The sequence below is a fragment of the Flavobacterium sp. 1 genome, assembly GCF_002797935.1.
GTDB lineage: Bacteria > Bacteroidota > Bacteroidia > Flavobacteriales > Flavobacteriaceae > Flavobacterium.
The window spans coordinates 3,605,991-3,626,085 of sequence record NZ_PGER01000001.1 but is presented as its reverse complement, the minus strand read 5'-3'; the positions used below and the strand labels follow the sequence as shown (position 1 = coordinate 3,626,085).

Below are 20,095 nucleotides of genomic sequence, written 5' to 3'. Positions count from 1 at the left end.
GAACGTAAAGCCCGACCCGTAGTTTTTTACGGAGGGTCACGCCCAAATTATTTTAAAATTTAGAGAAATAAATTATTTTCATACCCCATACAATAAATGTAAATTTGCAAACTTATAATTCAGCGTATTAAAACTTAGCAACTCAGTTTCTAAGTAACTCAGCAACTCAAAAAAGAACTTGAGTGTGCGAAAGCATGACTCCGATAAAAAAAATATAGATAAAAGGAATGAAATACAATCCGAACGAAATAGAAGCCAAATGGCAAAAATACTGGGCAGAGCATAAAACTTTTGCGGCCAAAAACGATTCAGACAAACCAAAACATTATGTGTTGGATATGTTTCCTTATCCGTCTGGAGCGGGATTGCACGTGGGGCATCCGCTGGGGTACATCGCATCGGATGTGTACTCAAGATACAAAAGACACCAAGGTTTTAACGTGTTGCACCCGATGGGGTACGACAGTTTTGGGTTGCCGGCAGAGCAATATGCGATTCAGACCGGACAACGTCCAGAGGACACGACTCGCGTAAATATTGATGGTGGCGTAGACAAGGAAGGAAAAGTGATTGCCGGGTACAGAAAGCAGTTGGACAAAATAGGATTTTCATTTGATTGGGATCGTGAAGTGCGTACTTCGAATCCTGATTATTACAAGCATACGCAATGGATTTTTATCCAATTGTTTAATTCTTGGTACAATAAAAATACAGATAAGGCAGAGGATATTTCAACTTTGGTTTCAGTTTTTTCTGCGGAAGGAAATGCGAATGTAAATGCGGTTTGCGACGATAATATTGAAGTGTTTTCGGCAAATGAATGGAACGCTTTCGCAAAAGAACAGCAGGAGAAAATTTTGCTGCAATACCGATTGACGTATTTGGCAGAGACTGAAGTGAACTGGTGTCCGGGATTGGGAACGGTTTTGGCGAATGACGAAATCGTAAACGGTGTTTCGGAGCGTGGCGGTTATCCTGTGATTCGTAAAAAAATGACTCAATGGAGTATGCGAATTTCGGCTTATGCGGAGCGTTTACTGCAAGGTTTGAATGATATTGACTGGAGTGAGTCTATAAAAGAAAGTCAGAGGAATTGGATTGGGAAATCGGTTGGAGCGATGGTTTCTTTCCCCATCCTATCCTTCCCCGAAGGGGAAGAGAACTTGGAGTCTGAAAAAACTTTAGGTTATATGACGGGAGGAAATAATTCTCATTTATTGCTTGAGAGAGCAAAAGAAATGAGAAACAATCCAACAGAAGCTGAAAAAATATTGTGGTTAAATTTAAAATCGAAAGCTTTAGATTTTAAATTTAGACAACAACATTTGATTGATGATTATATTGTTGATTTTGTTTGCCTTTCAAAGAAATTGGTAATTGAAGTTGATGGAGGAATTCATGATTCTCAACAAGAAGCAGATGCCGAACGCACAAAAGTTCTTAATGAAAAAGGATTTAAAGTAATTCGATTCAATAATAAGGAGATTTTAAATAATATTGATAGTGTTTTAAATATTATAAAACATGAACTGAATAACGCCATTGTTCCCCCTTCGGGGGCTAGGGGGATTCAGGTATTCACAACTCGTCCCGACACCATCTTCGGAGTTACATTCATGACTCTTGCGCCGGAACACGAATTGGTTGCACAAATTACAACTCCAGAACAAAAAGCGGAAGTTGAGGCTTACATAGAAAAAACAGCCAAGCGTTCCGAAAGAGAGCGTATGGCGGATGTGAAAACTATTTCTGGAGTTTTCACGGGAGCGTTTGCTGAGCATCCGTTCACTAAAGAACCGATTCCGGTTTGGATTGGGGATTATGTTTTGGCTGGCTACGGAACAGGTGCTGTGATGGCGGTTCCTTGTGGTGACGAAAGAGATTATGCTTTTGCTAATTTCTTCAAAGGGCAAAAAGGAATGCAGGAAATCAAGAACATTTTTGCAAATGTGGATATTTCCAAAGAGGCTTTTGGTTCTAAAGACAATGTGGAGATTGCCAATTCGGATTTCTTAAACGGACTGAATTACAAGGAAGCAACCAAAAAGATAATTGAGGAGCTTGAAAAAATAGGTCAAGGAAAAGGGAAAATCAATTACCGTTTGCGTGATGCGGTTTTCTCTCGTCAAAGATATTGGGGAGAGCCTTTCCCTGTGTATTATGTGAATGGCTTGCCACAAATGATTGATGCGCAACATTTACCTATCATCTTGCCGGAAGTTGAAAAATACTTGCCAACCGAAGACGGATTACCTCCATTGGGAAATGCAACAGTTTGGGCTTGGGATAGTGTAAATAACAAAGTTGTTTCGAACGAGCTTCTTTCCCCTCCTTCGGAGGGGTTAGGGGAGGTGACTGTTTTTCCTTTAGAATTGAACACGATGCCGGGTTGGGCGGGAAGTTCTTGGTATTGGATGCGTTATATGGATGTAAAAAATGAAGGAGAATTTGCTAGCAAAGAAGCATTGGCTTATTGGGAAAGCGTGGATTTATACATTGGCGGAAGCGAACACGCAACTGGTCACTTATTGTATTCCCGTTTTTGGAACAAATTCTTAAAAGACAAAGGTTTTGCACCTACTGAAGAACCATTCAAAAAGCTGATTAATCAGGGAATGATTTTGGGGATGAGTGCGTTTGTTTATAGACTAGCAATTACAAGTGTGTCGGGATATAATAATTTGGATGAGATTGGAGATGTGAAAAATGTTTATATTTCACAATTTTATATAAAAGAATTAAACAAATTTTTTGCTAATATCGATTATGGAAATGATATTTTTATAGATATTAGACGTGATGGTGTTTATTATAACACTCATAAAATTGATAACATCATTCTTGATGATTTAGGTAAAAAAATATTTAAGTATTTAAAATCGAATGTTGATTCTATTAGACTTTACGAAGATTCTTTTAATAAGTTACATGTAGATGTCAATTTTGTAAATTCCTCTGATGAATTGGATGTTGAAAAATTTAAAGCGTGGAGAGAGGATTATGCTGATGCAGAATTTATTACTGAAGAAAACGGAAAATACATCGTTGGTCGCGAAGTCGAAAAAATGTCAAAATCCAAATACAATGTAGTTACTCCAGATGATATTTGTAACGAATACGGAGCCGATACGTTGCGTTTGTACGAAATGTTCTTGGGGCCATTGGAACAAGCGAAACCTTGGAACACGGCAGGAATTTCGGGAGTTTTTGGATTCTTGAAAAAACTGTGTCGTTTGTATTTTGACGAAAATGGTTTGATTGTTACCAATGATGAACCAACAAAAGACAACTTGAAATCATTGCACAAAACAATTAAGAAAGTAGCTGAGGATATCGAGAGTTTCTCTTTCAATACTTCGGTTTCTCAGTTTATGATTTGTGTGAATGAATTGTCAACGCAAAACTGTCATTCTCGTGCTATTCTAGAACCATTGGCGATTGTGATTTCGCCTTATGCGCCACACATTGCAGAAGAATTATGGTCATTGCTAGGAAATACAGGTTCTATTGCAACTGTTCCGTTCCCAGTATTTGAGCCTGCTCATTTGGTGGAAAGCGATAAAGAATATCCGGTTTCTTTCAACGGAAAAATGCGTTTTACTATCAATTTACCTTTGGATTTAACCAAAGAACAAATCGAGGAAATCGTAATGAAAGACGAAAGAACCATCAAACAACTGGATGGTAAAACACCGAATAAGGTGATTATTGTTCCGGGGAAAATCATCAATTTGGTGGGGTAATTACAGAACGCACATTGTAACGACGATATTGTAGAGACGAATATTGTAGAGACGCACTGCAGTGCGTCTCTACGTTCGAATCTGCAAAATATATGAATTCCAAATTCCAATTTTACGATTGGGGTTTGGGATTTTTTTGTGTAACATTTTTCGCTTTTTTACAACCAATATAAAAAACATAAAAATGAAAAAACACGAAATTCACATTTTGAAAAAAAAGGCTGGTTTTTCCAGTATGAAAGATGAATTGTCAAGAGAAGTAGAAGTTTTCTTGAATGCTAAGTCTTCAGAAGGGTATGAGATTATAAATGTCTCTTTTACGTATTATGAAGCTACAGAATTGATAGCCTTTATTACGATCTGCAGATAATTTTGTAAATGCCAAAATGACACAACTATAATTTGGTTCAGAATTTGATGTTTATTTTGAAACTAAACTATAAAAAACAAAAATATGGGAATGAGTTATTTAATTCTTGCGGGCGGTATTATGCTGGCAAGTTGGTTAGTGAGTTCTACACTAAAGAGTAAATTTGAATTTTATTCGAAACTGCATTTGCAAAACGGAATGTCTGGACGTGAAATAGCTGAGAAAATGCTTGCTGATCACGGAATTTACGACGTAAGAGTAATTTCGGTTGAAGGACAATTGACCGACCATTACAACCCAACGGATAAAACGGTTAATTTAAGCGAGGCCGTTTATAACCAAAGAAACGCGGCAGCAGCGGCAGTTGCGGCGCATGAATGCGGTCATGCCGTACAGCACGCTACGGCTTATAGTATGCTGACTTTGCGTTCCCAGTTGGTGCCAGTTGTGAATGTGGCTTCATCCTACATGCAGTGGATTTTGTTAGCAGGAATCTTGATGATTAGAACCTTTCCAGCACTTTTGTTGATTGGAATCGTGATTTTTGCGGCAACAACTTTGTTTTCTATTGTGACTTTACCTGTAGAATATGATGCGAGCAACAGGGCTCTGGCTTGGCTGGAAAATAAAAACATGTTAACTCGTGAAGAGCATGCAGGAGCAAAGGATTCTTTGAAATGGGCAGCCAGAACTTATGTAGTTGCAGCATTGGGTTCTATTGCTACCTTGTTGTATTACATTTCAATTTTTAATAATAGAAGGTAATTTCATAGCGATTTAAAAAATAAAATCCGCCTCAATGTAAAATTGAGACGGATTTTTATAAAAGTATTATTCAGTCATACCTTGTTGTTGCCATTTTATTAAAACTGCAAGTTGGTCAGCAGTTAGCGCCGGTTTTTTGTTTACTGGAGGCATAAATTTACGATTGTCCTGTGGCAGCTGAACGCGTTCCAGTATAGCGCCAATATTTGTTTTTACATGATCGTAGCTTTCCAGTGGTTCTTTTCTTCCTTGAGGCGGTATATGGCAAGGAGTACAGCTGTTTGCAATTATAGGTTCGATATCAGTTTTATAGCTGATTTTTTTAACTTCAACATAATCTGATTTTCCTTTTTTTGCAGAGCTACAATTGGCAATTAGCATGGATAATGGGATTATGAGGGCTTAATCGGGCTTTTTTCATAAAGTTCTTTTGGTTAGATAAAGTTAGATTTGTTTGTCTAAAGAGTTTCGAATAGCTTTTGTTTGAAAACTTTGTGTCGCTAAAAAAAAGATATCCATGACTGTTTGTTTGAATTAAAAAAGTAATTTTGGTTTAATCTGTAATCAAAAATAACTGAAATGATTTAAAAATAAAAATCCAAATCCCAATTAACGTAAATTGGAATTTGGATTTTAAAAATAGTAGTTTTGGATATGACTATTTTGCTTTGTTAACCTCTATTATATATTTTTCTAAAGCCATTGTCATCGATGGAGTTCCTGGTGTTGGAGCCATTATGTCTACACGTAATCCGTGATCAAGAGCTTCTTTTTGAGTAGTACTGCCAAAAACGGCTATTCGAGTATCGTTTTGTTCAAAGTCGGGAAAATTTTTATATAAAGATTTAATTCCGGTAGGACTAAAGAAAGCCAAAACATCATAATAAACATCTGCTAAATCAGATAAGTCACTCATTACTGTTTTGTAAAAAGTAGCTGGAGTCCAATCTACTTTTAAAGTGTTTAATGTGACAGGAATGTCCGCATTTAATTGGTCTGAAGCTGGAAGCAGGAATTTTTCGTCTTTGTATTTTTTGATCAAAGGCGACAAATCGGCAAAGTCTTTTGGCCCGACATATATTTTACGCTTTCTGTACACTACATATTTTTGCAGGTAAAATGCAATCGCTTCAGACTGGCAAAAGTATTTTAATCCTTCAGGAATCTTATAACGCATTTCTTCTGCCACTCTAAAAAAATGATCCACGCCATTTTTACTTGTCAATATAATAGCGGTATAATTATTTAGATCAATTTTTTGAAGTCTAATTTCTTTCGCGCTTACTCCTTCTACATGAATAAAAGGTCTGAAATCAATTTTTACTTTATGCTTTTGCTGTAGCTCAAAGTATGGAGAATTTTCCACTTTAGGTTCTGGCTGCGATACCAAAATTGTTTTCACTTTCATATTTTAAATAATTTCTAAACGCTATCTTTTGTAAACCAATAATACATAAAATAATAGGGTGCTATTTCGAGAGTGCAAAGATATAAAATAAAATAAAACAACTTGCTGAAAATTTCTTTTCTGTAATTTTTTATTGAAAACAGGTACAGAAAAATATTTAAAACTATTATGCTGTATAGGATTAGCAGGGGGATATTCTTTAAAGCAGAATCATAATAAAATAAAATGATGTCAATTGGGAGTAATAATAAACCTACATAAGTTCTGTAGCTAATCTTTTGTAAATTAAACTGTTCGGCAATTTCTTCTATCTTAAACGACGTTGCGATGATTTTTTCAATCAGGAATTTTGAGAAAATAAAGTAAGTCACAAAAGTAAAAATCTGAATAAACAATATCCAGTCTGTTTTTGTTCCATAACCAAATTGGCTTAGTACAATTTGAATAAAAAAAGAAAAGGAAATTATCTGAACAAAGAATAAGGGAATTGAAAACATATCCATCAAATGGCTGCTGTCTCTGTATATTCTAGTGTATTTGTCGGAGAAAATTAATTTGGAAAAATCTTCAAAACGGTTTTCATAAACAGATTTGGTCAATGCAATAATGCCAAAAGCCATAATGAAAATTATAGTTACCCAATCGCTAGTATCAGTTATTCTTGGATGAAGTATGTGTTCAGTCATAATTAGAGCAAAATTACTAATTTTTATAACATTATTTATTATAATTTTATAATAATCAAATGGCATAAAAAGGTTACTTTTGCAACGAAATTACGCGAAATATGAACAATTGCATTGTTATAATTCCTACTTATAACGAAATTGAAAACATCGAAAGCATTGTCAGAGCGGTGCTCTCTCAACACAAATCTTTCCATGTCTTGGTTATTGATGATAACTCTCCGGATCATACTGCTGATAAGGTAGTTATGCTTCAGGAAGAGTATAGGGATAGATTGTTTTTGGAGAAAAGAGCCCAGAAATCTGGCTTGGGAACCGCGTATGTCCATGGTTTTAAATGGGCATTGAAAAATAATTATGATTTTATTTTTGAAATGGATGCAGATTTCTCTCATAACCCTAGTGATTTAGAGAAATTATACGATGCCTGTCATTTTGGTGATGCCGATTTAGCTATTGGTTCACGTTATGTTACCGGAGTTAATGTTGTTAACTGGCCTTTAAGCCGTGTTTTGCTGTCTTATTTTGCGTCCGTTTATGTCCGCATGATAACTGGGATGAAAATTCACGATGCAACAGCTGGTTTTGTTTGTTATAAAAGAATAGTCCTCGAATCGATTAATCTGGATAAGATTAGATTTGTTGGTTATGCTTTTCAGATTGAAATGAAATACCGTACTTATTGTAATAAATTAGCCATTTCGGAAGTGCCGATTATTTTTACCGACAGGACTAAGGGGCAATCCAAAATGAGTAATTCCATAATAGTTGAAGCTGTATTTGGAGTTATTATGCTGCGTTTAAAAAAGTTATTTAACAGTTTGTAAAAGAGAATGCTATGAATAGATATTTAATTAAGAATGCTAAAATAGTAAATGAAGGAGTTATTTTTGAAGGAGACGTTCTTGTAGAGAATGATCTTATTGTTGAGATTTCGGATAATATCAGCTTGAAATCATCTGACTGTATGATTATCGATGCCGAAGGGAATTATCTTATCCCTGGAGTTATTGATGATCAGGTGCATTTTAGAGAGCCGGGTCTTACTCATAAAGGGGATATCGAATCCGAGTCAAGAGCGGCAGTTGCTGGAGGCATAACTTCATTCATAGAACAGCCCAATACAGTTCCAAATGCCGTTACTCAAGAAATTCTGGAAGAAAAATACCAAATAGCTTCTGAAAAGTCATTTGCCAATTATTCGTTTATGATGGGCGCTACTAATGATAATTTGGAAGAAGTTCTAAAAACAAATCCTAAGAATGTTGCCGGGATTAAAATATTTTTGGGATCTTCTACAGGAAATATGCTGGTGGATAATGAAGCGGTATTAGAGAAAATATTTTCGTGTACTTCCATGCTGATTGCAGTTCATTGTGAAGACGAGATGACTATCAAAAATAATCTGGAAAAATATAAAGAAGAGTTTGGCGAAGATGTTCCTGTAACGGCTCATCATCTTATCCGCAGTGAAGAGGCTTGTTATCTGTCTTCTTCAAAAGCAATTGCTTTGGCCAAAAAAACGGGTGCAAGACTGCATGTCTTCCATCTTTCGACTGCTAAAGAAATGGAGTTGTTTACCAATAAAATTCCACTGGAAGAAAAAAAGATTACAGCCGAAGTCTGTGTGCATCATTTGTGGTTTACTAATGATGATTATGAAACAAAAGGGAATTTTATTAAATGGAATCCAGCTGTAAAAACCGCTAATGACAGAAAAGTGCTTTGGGAAGCGCTTAATGACGGACGGATTGATGTAATTGCTACCGATCACGCGCCTCATACACTGGAAGAGAAAAAACAAAAATATTTACAGGCTCCTTCAGGAGGGCCATTAGTGCAGCATGCACTTGTAGCGATGTTTGAAGCCTATCATCAAGGAAAAATTAGTGTGGAGAAAATCGTTGAAAAGATGTGTCATAATCCGGCTAAGATTTTCAAAATTGAAAAAAGAGGTTTCATTAAAGAAGGTTATTATGCTGATTTGGTAATTATTAATTCAGGTTTGCCTTGGAGTGTTAAGAAAGAAAATATACTTTCAAAATGCGGTTGGTCTCCTTTTGAAGGATTTACTTTTAAATCTAGAATCACGCATACTTTCGTTAATGGGAAGTTAGTTTATTCGGGTTTTAAAGTAAAAGACATTCGTGCTGGACAAAGAATGTTATTTGACCGATAATTATAGAATATGAAAAAAGTAATATCTCTTTTTATTTTAGTTGCTTCATTTTTTAGCTGTAATAAGGATTTGGTTGAAAGACCAGACAATCTTATTGATAAAAAGGTGATGGCAGCTATATTTTATGACATCTCGCTTTTGGAAGCTATAAGATACCAAGATCCAAATTCTTTATATAAAAATGGGGTAAACCCAAAAACATATATTTTCAAAAAATATAAAATTGACAGTATTCAGTTTGCTAAGAGCAATGCATATTATGCCTCTGATTATAGAGAATATAAAAAGATGTTTGATGCCGTAAACGACCGATTAAAAAAGGAGAAAGATGTAGTGGATTTGATTAATAAAAAGGCCGAAAAAAAGGAAGCAGCACTTAAAAAAGCAAAAGGAAAAAAAATACTGGATTCTATAAATAAAGTTAAGAAAGCCAAAGAATTAAAAATAAAAAAAGAGAAAGATTCTATAAGTAAATCTAAAAAAAGGAAAGAGCTGAAGATTAAAAAGATAGATTCTATAAAGAAAGCTAAAAAAGGAAAGAATTTAAAGCTTAAAAAATAGACTAACTACAAAACAACAATTTTTTTTATATAATCAGAAACGTCTGTGAATGTTATGTTCAAGGCGTTTTTTATTTTTTCATTAGAATATAAATCCGATGAATAAGAAGATTTGGCAGAAGCTTTGCTGAGCTGTCTTTTTTGACCAAAAACAGTAGAAGCGATCCAGCTCAATTTAGACAAGGAATTCATCATATAAGGGGTTGCATGATACTTGGGTCTTTTGACTTTTAAAGCATCAGCAACTGAGAATAAAAAATCTTGAAAATTGATATTTTGGCCAATTAGTGTGTATCGTTCTCCATGAATAGAGCTTTCCATTAATTGATACAGTATATTTACAACATCAGTGACTGTGACAAAACCAGTTGACCCTTTGGTGTAGAAAGGCAGTCCATTTTTTACTTTCTTGAAAATCTCACCGCTTCCCTGATTCCAAAATCCAGATCCTATGATAACACCGGGATTTATAATTGCAACTTTAAGGCCTTCCTGCTGACCGCGCCAAATTTCCATTTCTGCACCATACTTTGAAATTGCATAATCGCTATGCAGTTTTTCGGGATTCCATTCGGTTTCTTCAGTAATAATAGATTCGTGTGCAACTAAGTCTCCAAGAGCTGCAATTGTGCTTACATGACAAAGTTTTTGGATGTTATATGCTAAACAAAAATTCACAATGTTTGCCGTGCCTTCGATATTTGTTTTCCGGACCAGATTTTCGTCTTTTGGATCAAAAGAAATCATAGCGGCACAGTGATACACTTTGTCAATTCCTTGAAAAGCATTCTCTAAAGAAGGAATATCCAGAATATCAGCTTGAGTCCATTCAATTAACTCAAAAAAAACATCTTTTTTGTACAAAGAAAAGAGTGATCTTGTCTTTTGGATGTTATCTAAATTTCTATAAATAGCACGAACTTGTTCTCCTTTTTCTGTTAGGTGAATTAATAGATGTGCGCCGACTAAACCTGTTCCTCCTGTGACTAATACCATATTTACAAATATAGGAAAATCAATTTCAATGACAATTTCAAAATCAAAAATCAATTTTAAAACATTGAATTGAGTTTTCCATTGCCATTGAAATTGAAATTGAATTTTGCCATTGAATTTCCTACCTTTGCCCAAAATTGATTAGTACATAATGAAAAATATTATTTCCGAATTACAATGGCGTGGTTTAGTTCACGATATCATGCCAGGAACTGAAGAACAGCTTTTAAAAGAAATGACAACTACTTATATTGGATTTGATCCTACGTCAGATTCTTTGCACATTGGTAGTTTGGTGCCGATTATTTTATTGGTTCACCTTAAAAATTTTGGTCACAAACCTATTGCTTTGGTAGGTGGCGCAACTGGAATGATTGGAGATCCTTCCGGAAAATCTGATGAAAGAAATTTATTGGACGAAGCCACTTTAAATCACAATGTTGAAGGAATAAAAGGAGTTTTGTCACGATTCTTAGACTTCAATGAAACAACGCCAAATGCTCCGGTTTTGGTGAATAACTATGATTGGATGAAGGGCTTGTCATTCATCAATTTTGCCCGTGATGTTGGTAAGCGTATCACGGTAAATTATATGATGGCCAAAGATTCTGTTAAGAAACGTTTGTCTGGCGAAGGCGAGGGAATGTCTTTCACGGAGTTTACCTATCAATTAATTCAAGGATACGATTTTTATCATTTGCATAAAGAATACAATTGTTTACTGCAGATGGGCGGTTCGGACCAATGGGGAAATATCACAACAGGAACTGAATTGGTTCGCAGAATGAACGTTGGAGAAGAAGCCAAAGCTTTTGCAATGACCTGTCCGTTAATTACCAAAGCCGATGGTTCTAAATTTGGAAAATCCGAAGGCGGAAACGTTTGGCTGACAGCGGATAAAACTTCGGTTTATAAATTTTACCAATTTTGGTTGAACACGACTGATGTAGATGCAGAGAAATATATTAAAATTTTCACTTTCTTAGGAAAAGAAGAAATAGACGCTTTAATCGAAGAGCATAAAGTTGCGCCACATTTAAGAGTTTTACAAAGAAAATTGGCCGAAGAGTTGACAGTTTTTGTACATTCAAAAGAAGAGTTGGAAAAAGCAATTGAAGCCACAGCAGCCTTTTTTAATCCTAAAATGGATGGTTTAATCAAATTAGATGCTAAAACCTTTTTAGAAGTAATTGATGGAGTTCCACAAGCTGAGATTTCAAAAAGCGATATAGAAACAGGTCTTGATATTATTAAAGTTCTGAACGAAAAAACTGGTTTCTTTAAATCAAATGGTGAGGCAAGAAGAGCTTTGACTGCCAATTCTATTTCGGTGAACAAGGAAAAAGTAACTGAAGAATTTGCGCTTTCGAGCAAAGATTTAATCAATAACCAATTTGTGCTTTTGCAAAGCGGTAAGAAAAATTATTTTGTGATTAGAGTGGTTTAACTGTTTAATCGGGATGTATAGCCGATTTAACGATTCAATAAACTAACTTTTTTAATTATCATCAAATTACAACCCCGAATATCAGAATTATCAAAACGTCCCAATAGCTCGAAAAGAGTTATTGGGATTTTTTTTGCTTGGAATCAATTGCTATTCGATATGTTTTAAGCTATTTAGATTTTAAATTGAACTACAAAAAAGACAATCTTTCTTTATATGACATTTTCAGATTACAAATGGCATTAACAGTGTTTTTAAACATTCATTAGAATAGTTGTTTTTAAATTCATTATAATTAAAAAAAACAATCAAATAAATTTCAATTATTTATATTTGTCGTTTAGAACAAAATTTTAAATAGTTTATTTGTGCTAAAATTTTTTCAATAATCTACTGTCGGAATCCTCTTAATTTGAATTTTGCTTTGAAAACAAAACTAAAAAACGCTGTTTTTACATTTTTTTTCCTTTCAATATATTCTGTTTTTACGCCTTGTTTTTGCCAGTCTCAAGTGATGTTTAGTAAAATAAACCAAACTAATGGATTGTCTAATGACAGGGTAAGCAGTATTGTAAAGGAGAAAAACGGTTTTGTTTGGATTGCTACCCAAAATGGACTAAATCGGTATGATGGCAATAAAATTAAAATATACAACAAACAAAACAGCGCTTTAAGTACCAATAGTATTTCCGATTTGCTGATAGACCATAAAGGGAAAATTTGGATAGCGACACTCGGGGGCGGATTGAATTTATATAATCCTTCAAATGATAAATTTGTAACCTACAAAAACATTCCCAACGATAATCGATCGATTCCTTCCAATGAATTGAATAGCCTTTTTGAAGATTCCAAAGGAACGATTTGGCTAGGGACAAAAAATGGAATGTCCTTTTTCAATGAAAAAGAACAAACATTTAAAACCTATAAATTCGAAAGCAAAAACAATTATTCGATTAGCCATAATGACGTTAGAAGCATTTATGAAGATGGAAATAAAAATTTTTGGATTGGCACCTTCGGAGGAGGATTGAATAAATTTAATCCAAAAACGGGGAAGTTTATCCGAATCAAGTCTTCAAGCGGTATTTCTCCCGATTATATCCATTCGATAATTGGATTGAACAAGAATGAAATCTTGATAGGAACCAGCGGAAAAGGATTACTAACCTTTGATGTGAATAACTTGGGTTTCCAGAAAAAATCGTATGGAATAGACAAAGAAATCCATATTGTACGCTGTATTAAAAGGAGTCGAAATGGAGCAATTTGGATTGGTACGGATGGAATTGGACTTTTTAAAATACAAAACATAAAGAGCACACATCCGATAGTCACTAGTTATACCAATGATTCCCAATCGGAGTCGTCTATTTCCAGCAATGCTATTTATGCTTTAATGGAAGATGAGAATTCCAATATTTGGTTGGGAACAGCTTGGAATGGTGTCGATGTGTTGCGTCTTAATAAAGATTATACTTTTTTACCTAGTGCAAGCAAGGGCGAATCACCTATTTCGGTACTGTCGGTCTATAAAAACAAGGATGCCTTTTTTATGGGATTAGACGGAAAAGGATTGACCGTTTTACAGCCAAATGGCCATGCAGCAAAGCGTTACAACAGCGCCAATAAAAATTCAATTGGGGATGATTATATTCAATACATCAATAAAGCCCGCAATGGGACTCTCTGGATAGGCACTTTTGTAAATGGACTTGTTAATTTTAACTATAAAACGGGAAGTTTTACTCAATTCAAACAGGAGATAGGCGACCCAAAATCTTTGAGTTTTAATGACGTTCGTTACGTTGTTGAAGATGATGAAAATAATATTTGGGTCGCAACTTGGGGGGGTGGACTTAATTATTTTGATGTTACTGCAAAAGAGTTTAAAAGTTTTAAAAAGAAAACAGGGGATAAAAATTCCATAAGCAGCGACAATGTAATATCACTTCAAAAAGATGGTGATTTAATTTGGCTGGCAACTTTTGGCGGAGGCGTGAATCTTTTCGATACAAAAACCGACCGTTTTAAGGTTTATAAAAGTGTGGATGGGAATAAAAATTCAATAAGCAGTGATTATGTTTACAGCATTTTAAAAGATACAAAAGGAAATATTTGGATAGGAACAGCTGGTGAAGGAATCGATTTATTGGATAAAAAAACTCAAAAAATCAATCGGTTTGATAATTTCAAAAACGTTCGTTATCAAACCGTAACGGCAATTATAGAAGACAATAAAGGACTGATTTGGTTTAGCACCAAGCAAGGGATTTTTAATTATGATTATGCCACAAAAGCGTTTAAAAGCTTTTCCAATCTCAAAGGAGATTATCACATAAATTCCTGCTTCAAAGATGAAGAAGGAATGCTGTATTTTGGCTGTTCCAAAGGAGTTGTCAAATTTAATCCCGAAACCATTAAGGTCAAAAATATAACTCCTGAAGTAAAATTTACAAGTTTTAAACTTTTCAACAAAGAAGTCCTAATTGGCGAAGACGAGGTATTAAAAAAGGACATTTCTTTTTCCGAAAATATTACTTTAAAACACGATCAGGATGTAATCACTTTCGAATTTGCGGCAATGCTGTTTCCGTCATCTGCCGGTTGCGAATACCAGATAAAAATGGATAATTTCGACAGGAATTGGAGGTCTATAGGTAAAGATGGATCGGCTACCTATACCAATCTTTCTCCTGGGCAATATGTTTTTAAAGTAAGAAGCAGGGAATTGGGAAGTGAATGGGGGAATGAGTATAGTGCTTTGAATATTAAAATACTAAAGCCTTTTTGGTTAGAATGGTGGGCTTTTTTGATTTATGCGATTTTAGGAATTTTAATGTTGCGAATTTCTATAAAGTACATCATTTCGTGGGAAAAAATGAAAGCGGATTTAAGATTTGAAAAGTTTTCTCGTGAAAAGGAAGTGGAGCTTCATAATTTGAAACAGGATTTCTTCACTAATATTTCCCATGAAATACGAACTCCGGTTACACTTATTTTGAGTGCCATAAATAAATTATTGAAAAGCAATGAATATCCTGAAGAACACCAACAAAATCCTTTTGGTGCCATCAAAAAAAATGGAGAATACCTGCTTAATCTAGTCAATGAACTTCTTGATTATCGAAAGCTGGAGCATCGTCAAATCAAGTTAAAGGTCGTAAAAGCGGATTGGGTCAAGTTTAGCAAAGAGATATACCTCTCCTTCAAAGAATTTGCCTATCAAAAGGATATTAAGTTTGAATTTGAATCCTCAAGTCCAATTATGGAACTATGGTTTGACAAAAAGCAAATGGAAAAAGTGCTTTATAACTTGTTTTCCAATGCCTTGAAATTTACAAACACGGGAGGCTCCATAAAACTGTCTATTACAGAAACCGATGCGGAAGTACAATTGGAATTGGTCGATGAAGGAATTGGAATTTCAAAAAAACACCTCTCCAAAATATTCAATCGGTTTTATCAGGCCAATGAAGCCAACAACATCAATGGAGCAGGATTTGGATTAGGATTAACCATTTCGAATGAAATTATAAAACTGCACAAAGGAGAAATAAAGGTTAAAAGTAAAAAAGGAGCCGGCAGCACGTTTACAATTCTGTTAAAAAAAGGAAATTCTTTTTATAATGATGCCGAAATTGGAGCCAATGAAGCTAATGATGAATTTATTGAAAGTTATTTTACCACTAAACCGAATAAAGTTGAAGTGCTAACGCAAGGCATCGATACTCCAGTTCCCGCAAAAGAACAAACCCTGCTTATTGTTGAAGACAATATTGATATCTGCAACTATATAGTCGAACTTCTTTCGGACGAGTTTACTATTTTACAAGCACCCAATGGGAAAGAAGGACTGGAAATGGCTTTGGATAAATTACCGGATCTTATCATAAGCGATGTTATGATGCCTATTATGGACGGTATTGAGCTTACCCATAATTTGAAATCAAATGTTAGCACAAGTCATATTCCCATTATATTGTTGACCGCCAGAGATTCTTTTATGCATAAATTAGAGGGATTTGAAATGGGGGCCGATGACTATGTTACCAAACCATTTAATGAGTCGCTTCTTCGTGCCAGAATTAAAAATATTCTTAAAAACAGAAGTTTATTACACCAAAAATTTCATTCAGAAGACACAACCGATGTCTCTGAATTTGTAAAAAATAAAAAAGACCAAGAATTTCTTGAAAATTTAGGACTCTTTATCGAAAAAAACATTGATTCGGATAATCTTAGCGCAAATCTAGTAGCCAAAGAACTTGGAATGAGCCACTCCGTGCTTTATAAAAAACTAAAAACCTTAACAGGCTTGTCGCTTGTTGAGTATATGCGGGATTATAGATTAAAAAAAGCCAAACAACTTCTTAAAACAAAACAATATACCCTAAACGAAGTTTGCTATCAAGTAGGTTATTCCGACCGAAAATATTTTAGTAAGCTATTCAAGGAACGTTTTGGCAATCCTCCAACTTTTTATATGAAGGAAAAATAAAACCCTTCATTTTGTTTTTTAAGTATTCGAACGCAAACTGGATACCACAAATAATACCTTTTAGAAGCATAAAATAATCCGACTCTATCTCCCTCCTTTTTGGAGAGGGCTGGGATGTGGGAAAACTATTTTATATTTCCAAATGGCACAATAAAATTCCTTCACCATACTGTTTTTCAGGGCTTTTGCGCTGATTATTTTCTGAAATAAAACGATTTCGTGCCCCTAAAAAAACGATTTCGTGCCCCTTTTGTTTATAACTCCAAGTATAATTTTACCATTCGATCAGTGTCTTTTTTTTGATTGGACACTTAGATTGAAAATGAGTTTTAAACAAACCATACTAACTTAAAAAACAAACCAAAATTGAATGATGAAAAAAAGAAATGAACAGTAACCAATCCTAAAACAAAAAAAAAATAACTATTACAATCAAAACCTAATATGAATACGAAACCAAAGCGAAAAAGAACTTCCATAGCATACAAGCTATCCTGTTCATTGATTATTTTTTTAATACCTCTTTTATTTTTTGGACAAAAAATAGATGTTAGAGGTACTATAATAGACGGAGTAACCAAGGCAAGTCTGCCCGGTGTAACGATAACAATAAAAAACAGTACTGATGGTGCGATTTCCGACTACAGTGGGAATTACCAAATTAAAGCAGCAACTGGAGATATTGCAGTATTTTCATTTTTAGGATATGCAACTGTCGAGAAAAAAATTACAGGAAATATCTTGAATATATCCCTTCAAGAAACGTCTAAAACACTAAATGAAGTAGTGGTTATTGGATATGGTTCAACCAAGAAAAAAGATCTTACTGGTTCCGTAACCCAAGTAAATGCTAAAGAATTCCAAAAAGGATTTGTAACCAATGCCGAGCAGCTTATTGCCAATAAAGTTCCTGGTTTGCAAATAACACCCGTAAGCGGAAAACCAGGTGCCGGCAGTTCTTTTTTGTTAAGAGGAGGAGCCTCATTGAGTGCTTCCAATAATCCATTATTCGTGATTGATGGGGTGCCAATTGGTTTATCCGATGGACCTGGTGTGATAAGCGCTTTGAATCCAGATGATATTGCTTCTTTTAGTATTCTTAAAGATGCTTCTGCTGCTGCAATTTATGGCTCAAGAGGATCGAATGGAGTTATAATTATTACTACTAAAGCAGGAGGAAAAGGAGATCTGAAAGTTTCATTTGTATCAAAATTTTCCGCATCTAGCAATATCTACAAACAAGATCTTTTGTCGGGAGATCAGTACAGGGAGGTTGCCAAGCAAGCGTCAATAGTTGCTGGAGTGCCTATTTCTGATTTTAAATTAGGTACAGCCAACACGGATTGGCAAGATGAAATCTATCAAACTGCTTTGACCTATGACAATTCAATAAGTTTTACTGGAGGCATAAAAGCATTGCCATACCGTTTTTCTTATGGTTTTTTAGACCAAGATGGAACGTTGAAAACAGGAAATTTTAAGAGAAATACAGTTACACTTAATATCAATCCTACTTTTTTTGATGATCATCTTAAAGTGAATTTGAATGTTAAAGGAATAAGCCAAAAAGAGAGAAGAGCGGACGAAAGTGCCATTTATACCGCCGTGACATTCGATCCTACGCAATCTGTTAAAGATCCTAATTCGATTTATGGAGGATATTGGCAATATTCTGAATTTGCATCAAATCCGGCAGTCCTACACGGACATAATAATCCGGTTTCCATTCTCGAACAAGTTCAAGACAGGACTTCAAGTCTTAGAAGTATTGGAAATCTTCAATTGGATTATAAGGTACATTCCTTTCCTGATTTAAGCATTAAAATAAATTCAGGTTATGATGTTGCTAATGGCACTTGGGATTATTATGCACCAGCCAATTATTTTCCAGTAAGCATTTCTAATGGATATGTTTCTAAAGGAGATCTAGGATATAAAACCGAAAATGTATTTTCAGAAACGACATTGAATTATTCAAAAGAAATCAAATCTATCGACAGCCGTATCGAAGCTTTGGCAGGTTATTCGTATAATGATTTCAAAACGACCAACTATTTTTATCCATCCTACGATGTTGATGGGAATGTGCAACCGGGTTCAAAACCAAATTTCAATTTTGACATTCCGCAAAACACCTTAATATCGTATTTTGGTAGATTAATTTACACATTTAAAGATAAATATGTGCTGACAGGCACCTATAGAACCGATGGTTCATCTCGTTTTTCTCCAAAAACAAGATGGGGTTCTTTTCCATCAGTATCTGGGGCTTGGAAAATAAATGACGAAAAGTTTTTAGTCGATTCGAAAGTTATCTCTAATCTTAAATTTAGAATTGGATGGGGAGTAACAGGACAACAAGAAGGAATTGGTAATTATGGTTATATCCCAATTTACAACTTAGGCGCATCTAACATTAAATACCCAATAGGGAATAATTTCATTCAAGGAGTAGATCCTAGTGCAACCGACCGTAACAGAAAATGGGAACAATCAACAACTTCGAATATTGGATTAGATTGGGGTTTATTCAGCAATAGAATTTATGGAAGTTTTGATGTTTATCATAGAGTTACAGATGACTTGCTAAACGATGTTACCATTCCTTCTGGGACAGATTTTGCCAATAACATTGTTAAAAATATTGGTAGTTTAGAAAACAGGGGCTTAGAAGTAAATGTTAATGCCTTACTTGTCAAAAAGGGAGATTTCGATTGGAATCTAGGCGTTAATTATAGCTACAACGAAAATAAAATCACCAAACTTTCTGTAGGAGATGATTCGGGAGTAGGTTTATTGAGCGGCAATATATTAGTAAATTCTGTTGGGTATTCTAGAAATACTTTCTTTGTTTATCATCAAGTTTACAATGCTCAAGGAAAACCTATCGAAGATCAAATGGTGGATTTAAATAACGATGGACTTATCAATGAAAAAGACAGATACAGAACCGAAAGTTCTTCGCCAAAACATATTATTGGCTTCAATACCGCTTTTAATTATAAAAAATTAGCCTTGGGTATGGCCTTTCATTCTAATCTTGGACAATATGTGTTTTACAAACCAAACGACAATTTATCGGCTATTTACAGCGGTTTAACACGCAATAATATTGACCAATCTTATTTCGAAACTGGTTTTACGCAGGCAGGAAATGTTAATCAGCAATACAGTGATTATTATTTACAAGACGCTTCTTTCTTAAAAATGGATAACATTAATTTAAGTTATGATTTTGGAAATTTAATCAATCCTAAAAAAGACAATAACAAAGTTATTTTATCTGCTTCTGTTCAAAACGTATTCGTAATCACCGATTTTACAGGAGGTGATCCTGAAGCATCCTATAATTGGGGGAGCAACAATGGAGCTATCTATACTGCACCAAGAACCTATTCGCTTTCTTTGAATTTAAATTTCTAAGGAAAACTTAATTTATT

Annotated in this window: 13 protein-coding genes; 9 read left to right on the top strand and 4 right to left on the bottom strand. The window is 34.7% G+C overall.

Annotation, left to right across the window (positions count from 1 at the left end; genetic code table 11):
* The first annotated feature begins 227 nt into the window (after nt 1-227).
* From CLU83_RS14635 to CLU83_RS14625, 3 genes are all read left to right on the top strand, one after another.
* The gene (locus tag CLU83_RS14635) at nt 228-3,743 is read left to right on the top strand and encodes a DUF559 domain-containing protein (RefSeq protein ID WP_100432292.1); all 3,516 of its coding nucleotides are present in this window, start codon (nt 228-230) and stop codon (nt 3,741-3,743) included.
* A gap of 184 nt (nt 3,744-3,927) precedes the next feature.
* The gene (locus CLU83_RS14630; protein ID WP_100432291.1) at nt 3,928-4,113 is read left to right on the top strand and encodes a hypothetical protein; all 186 of its coding nucleotides are present in this window, start codon (nt 3,928-3,930) and stop codon (nt 4,111-4,113) included.
* 84 nt (nt 4,114-4,197) lie between these two features.
* Nucleotides 4,198-4,878, top strand: a complete 681-nt coding sequence (locus CLU83_RS14625) for a zinc metallopeptidase (RefSeq protein WP_100432290.1) — start codon at nt 4,198-4,200, stop codon at nt 4,876-4,878.
* Between the two features lie 66 nt (nt 4,879-4,944).
* On the opposite strand, the gene CLU83_RS14620 is transcribed toward CLU83_RS14625, so the two are convergent.
* The 3 genes from CLU83_RS14620 to CLU83_RS14610 all read right to left on the bottom strand — a co-directional run bounded on the left by CLU83_RS14620 (nt 4,945) and on the right by CLU83_RS14610 (nt 6,972).
* Nucleotides 4,945-5,259, bottom strand: a complete 315-nt coding sequence (locus CLU83_RS14620; RefSeq protein ID WP_100432289.1) for a hypothetical protein — start codon at nt 5,257-5,259, stop codon at nt 4,945-4,947.
* A gap of 277 nt (nt 5,260-5,536) precedes the next feature.
* Nucleotides 5,537-6,286: a uroporphyrinogen-III synthase gene (locus CLU83_RS14615; RefSeq protein ID WP_100432288.1), complete on the bottom strand. Its 750-nt coding sequence runs from the start codon at nt 6,284-6,286 to the stop codon at nt 5,537-5,539.
* A 14-nt stretch (nt 6,287-6,300) separates the two neighbouring features.
* A complete protein-coding gene (locus CLU83_RS14610) occupies nt 6,301-6,972 on the bottom strand; it encodes a DUF4271 domain-containing protein (protein ID WP_100433754.1) in 672 nt (223 codons plus the stop codon).
* 101 nt (nt 6,973-7,073) lie between these two features.
* Here CLU83_RS14610 and CLU83_RS14605 point away from each other — a divergent pair, with 101 nt between their 5' ends.
* Genes CLU83_RS14605 through CLU83_RS14595 form a run of 3 tightly spaced genes read left to right on the top strand, consistent with a single transcriptional unit; the run spans nt 7,074 to nt 9,712 of the window.
* The gene (locus CLU83_RS14605) at nt 7,074-7,799 is read left to right on the top strand and encodes a polyprenol monophosphomannose synthase (protein ID WP_100432287.1); all 726 of its coding nucleotides are present in this window, start codon (nt 7,074-7,076) and stop codon (nt 7,797-7,799) included.
* Nucleotides 7,800-7,810: 11 nt separating this feature from the next.
* Nucleotides 7,811-9,151: a dihydroorotase gene (locus CLU83_RS14600; protein ID WP_100432286.1), complete on the top strand. Its 1,341-nt coding sequence runs from the start codon at nt 7,811-7,813 to the stop codon at nt 9,149-9,151.
* 9 nt (nt 9,152-9,160) lie between these two features.
* A complete protein-coding gene (locus CLU83_RS14595) occupies nt 9,161-9,712 on the top strand; it encodes a DUF4296 domain-containing protein (RefSeq protein WP_232727121.1) in 552 nt (183 codons plus the stop codon).
* A 5-nt stretch (nt 9,713-9,717) separates the two neighbouring features.
* On the opposite strand, the gene CLU83_RS14590 is transcribed toward CLU83_RS14595, so the two are convergent.
* The gene (locus CLU83_RS14590) at nt 9,718-10,707 is read right to left on the bottom strand and encodes an NAD-dependent epimerase/dehydratase family protein (RefSeq protein WP_100433752.1); all 990 of its coding nucleotides are present in this window, start codon (nt 10,705-10,707) and stop codon (nt 9,718-9,720) included.
* 151 nt (nt 10,708-10,858) lie between these two features.
* Here CLU83_RS14590 and tyrS point away from each other — a divergent pair, with 151 nt between their 5' ends.
* The 3 genes from tyrS (at nt 10,859) to CLU83_RS14575 (ending at nt 20,078) form a co-directional block, all read left to right on the top strand.
* Nucleotides 10,859-12,154, top strand: a complete 1,296-nt coding sequence (gene tyrS, locus CLU83_RS14585) for a tyrosine--tRNA ligase (protein WP_100432285.1) — start codon at nt 10,859-10,861, stop codon at nt 12,152-12,154.
* Between the two features lie 514 nt (nt 12,155-12,668).
* Nucleotides 12,669-16,655 carry a two-component regulator propeller domain-containing protein gene (locus CLU83_RS14580; RefSeq protein WP_198512295.1) on the top strand — a complete coding sequence of 1,329 codons (3,987 nt, stop codon included), beginning with the start codon at nt 12,669-12,671 and terminating at the stop codon, nt 16,653-16,655.
* Between the two features lie 444 nt (nt 16,656-17,099).
* Nucleotides 17,100-20,078, top strand: coding sequence for a TonB-dependent receptor (locus CLU83_RS14575; RefSeq protein ID WP_100432283.1), 2,979 nt, complete (start codon nt 17,100-17,102; stop codon nt 20,076-20,078).
* Nucleotides 20,079-20,095 lie beyond the last annotated feature (17 nt).

Coding starts and splice junctions, on each gene's coding strand:
- CLU83_RS14635 (WP_100432292.1), top strand. CDS start 228: ATGAAATACAATCCGAACGAAATAGAAGCCAAATGGCAAAAATACTGG.
- CLU83_RS14630 (WP_100432291.1), top strand. CDS start 3,928: ATGAAAAAACACGAAATTCACATTTTGAAAAAAAAGGCTGGTTTTTCC.
- CLU83_RS14625 (WP_100432290.1), top strand. CDS start 4,198: ATGGGAATGAGTTATTTAATTCTTGCGGGCGGTATTATGCTGGCAAGT.
- CLU83_RS14620 (WP_100432289.1), bottom strand. CDS start 5,259: ATGCTAATTGCCAATTGTAGCTCTGCAAAAAAAGGAAAATCAGATTAT.
- CLU83_RS14615 (WP_100432288.1), bottom strand. CDS start 6,286: ATGAAAGTGAAAACAATTTTGGTATCGCAGCCAGAACCTAAAGTGGAA.
- CLU83_RS14610 (WP_100433754.1), bottom strand. CDS start 6,972: ATGACTGAACACATACTTCATCCAAGAATAACTGATACTAGCGATTGG.
- CLU83_RS14605 (WP_100432287.1), top strand. CDS start 7,074: ATGAACAATTGCATTGTTATAATTCCTACTTATAACGAAATTGAAAAC.
- CLU83_RS14600 (WP_100432286.1), top strand. CDS start 7,811: ATGAATAGATATTTAATTAAGAATGCTAAAATAGTAAATGAAGGAGTT.
- CLU83_RS14595 (WP_232727121.1), top strand. CDS start 9,161: ATGAAAAAAGTAATATCTCTTTTTATTTTAGTTGCTTCATTTTTTAGC.
- CLU83_RS14590 (WP_100433752.1), bottom strand. CDS start 10,707: ATGGTATTAGTCACAGGAGGAACAGGTTTAGTCGGCGCACATCTATTA.
- tyrS (WP_100432285.1), top strand. CDS start 10,859: ATGAAAAATATTATTTCCGAATTACAATGGCGTGGTTTAGTTCACGAT.
- CLU83_RS14580 (WP_198512295.1), top strand. CDS start 12,669: ATGTTTAGTAAAATAAACCAAACTAATGGATTGTCTAATGACAGGGTA.
- CLU83_RS14575 (WP_100432283.1), top strand. CDS start 17,100: ATGAATACGAAACCAAAGCGAAAAAGAACTTCCATAGCATACAAGCTA.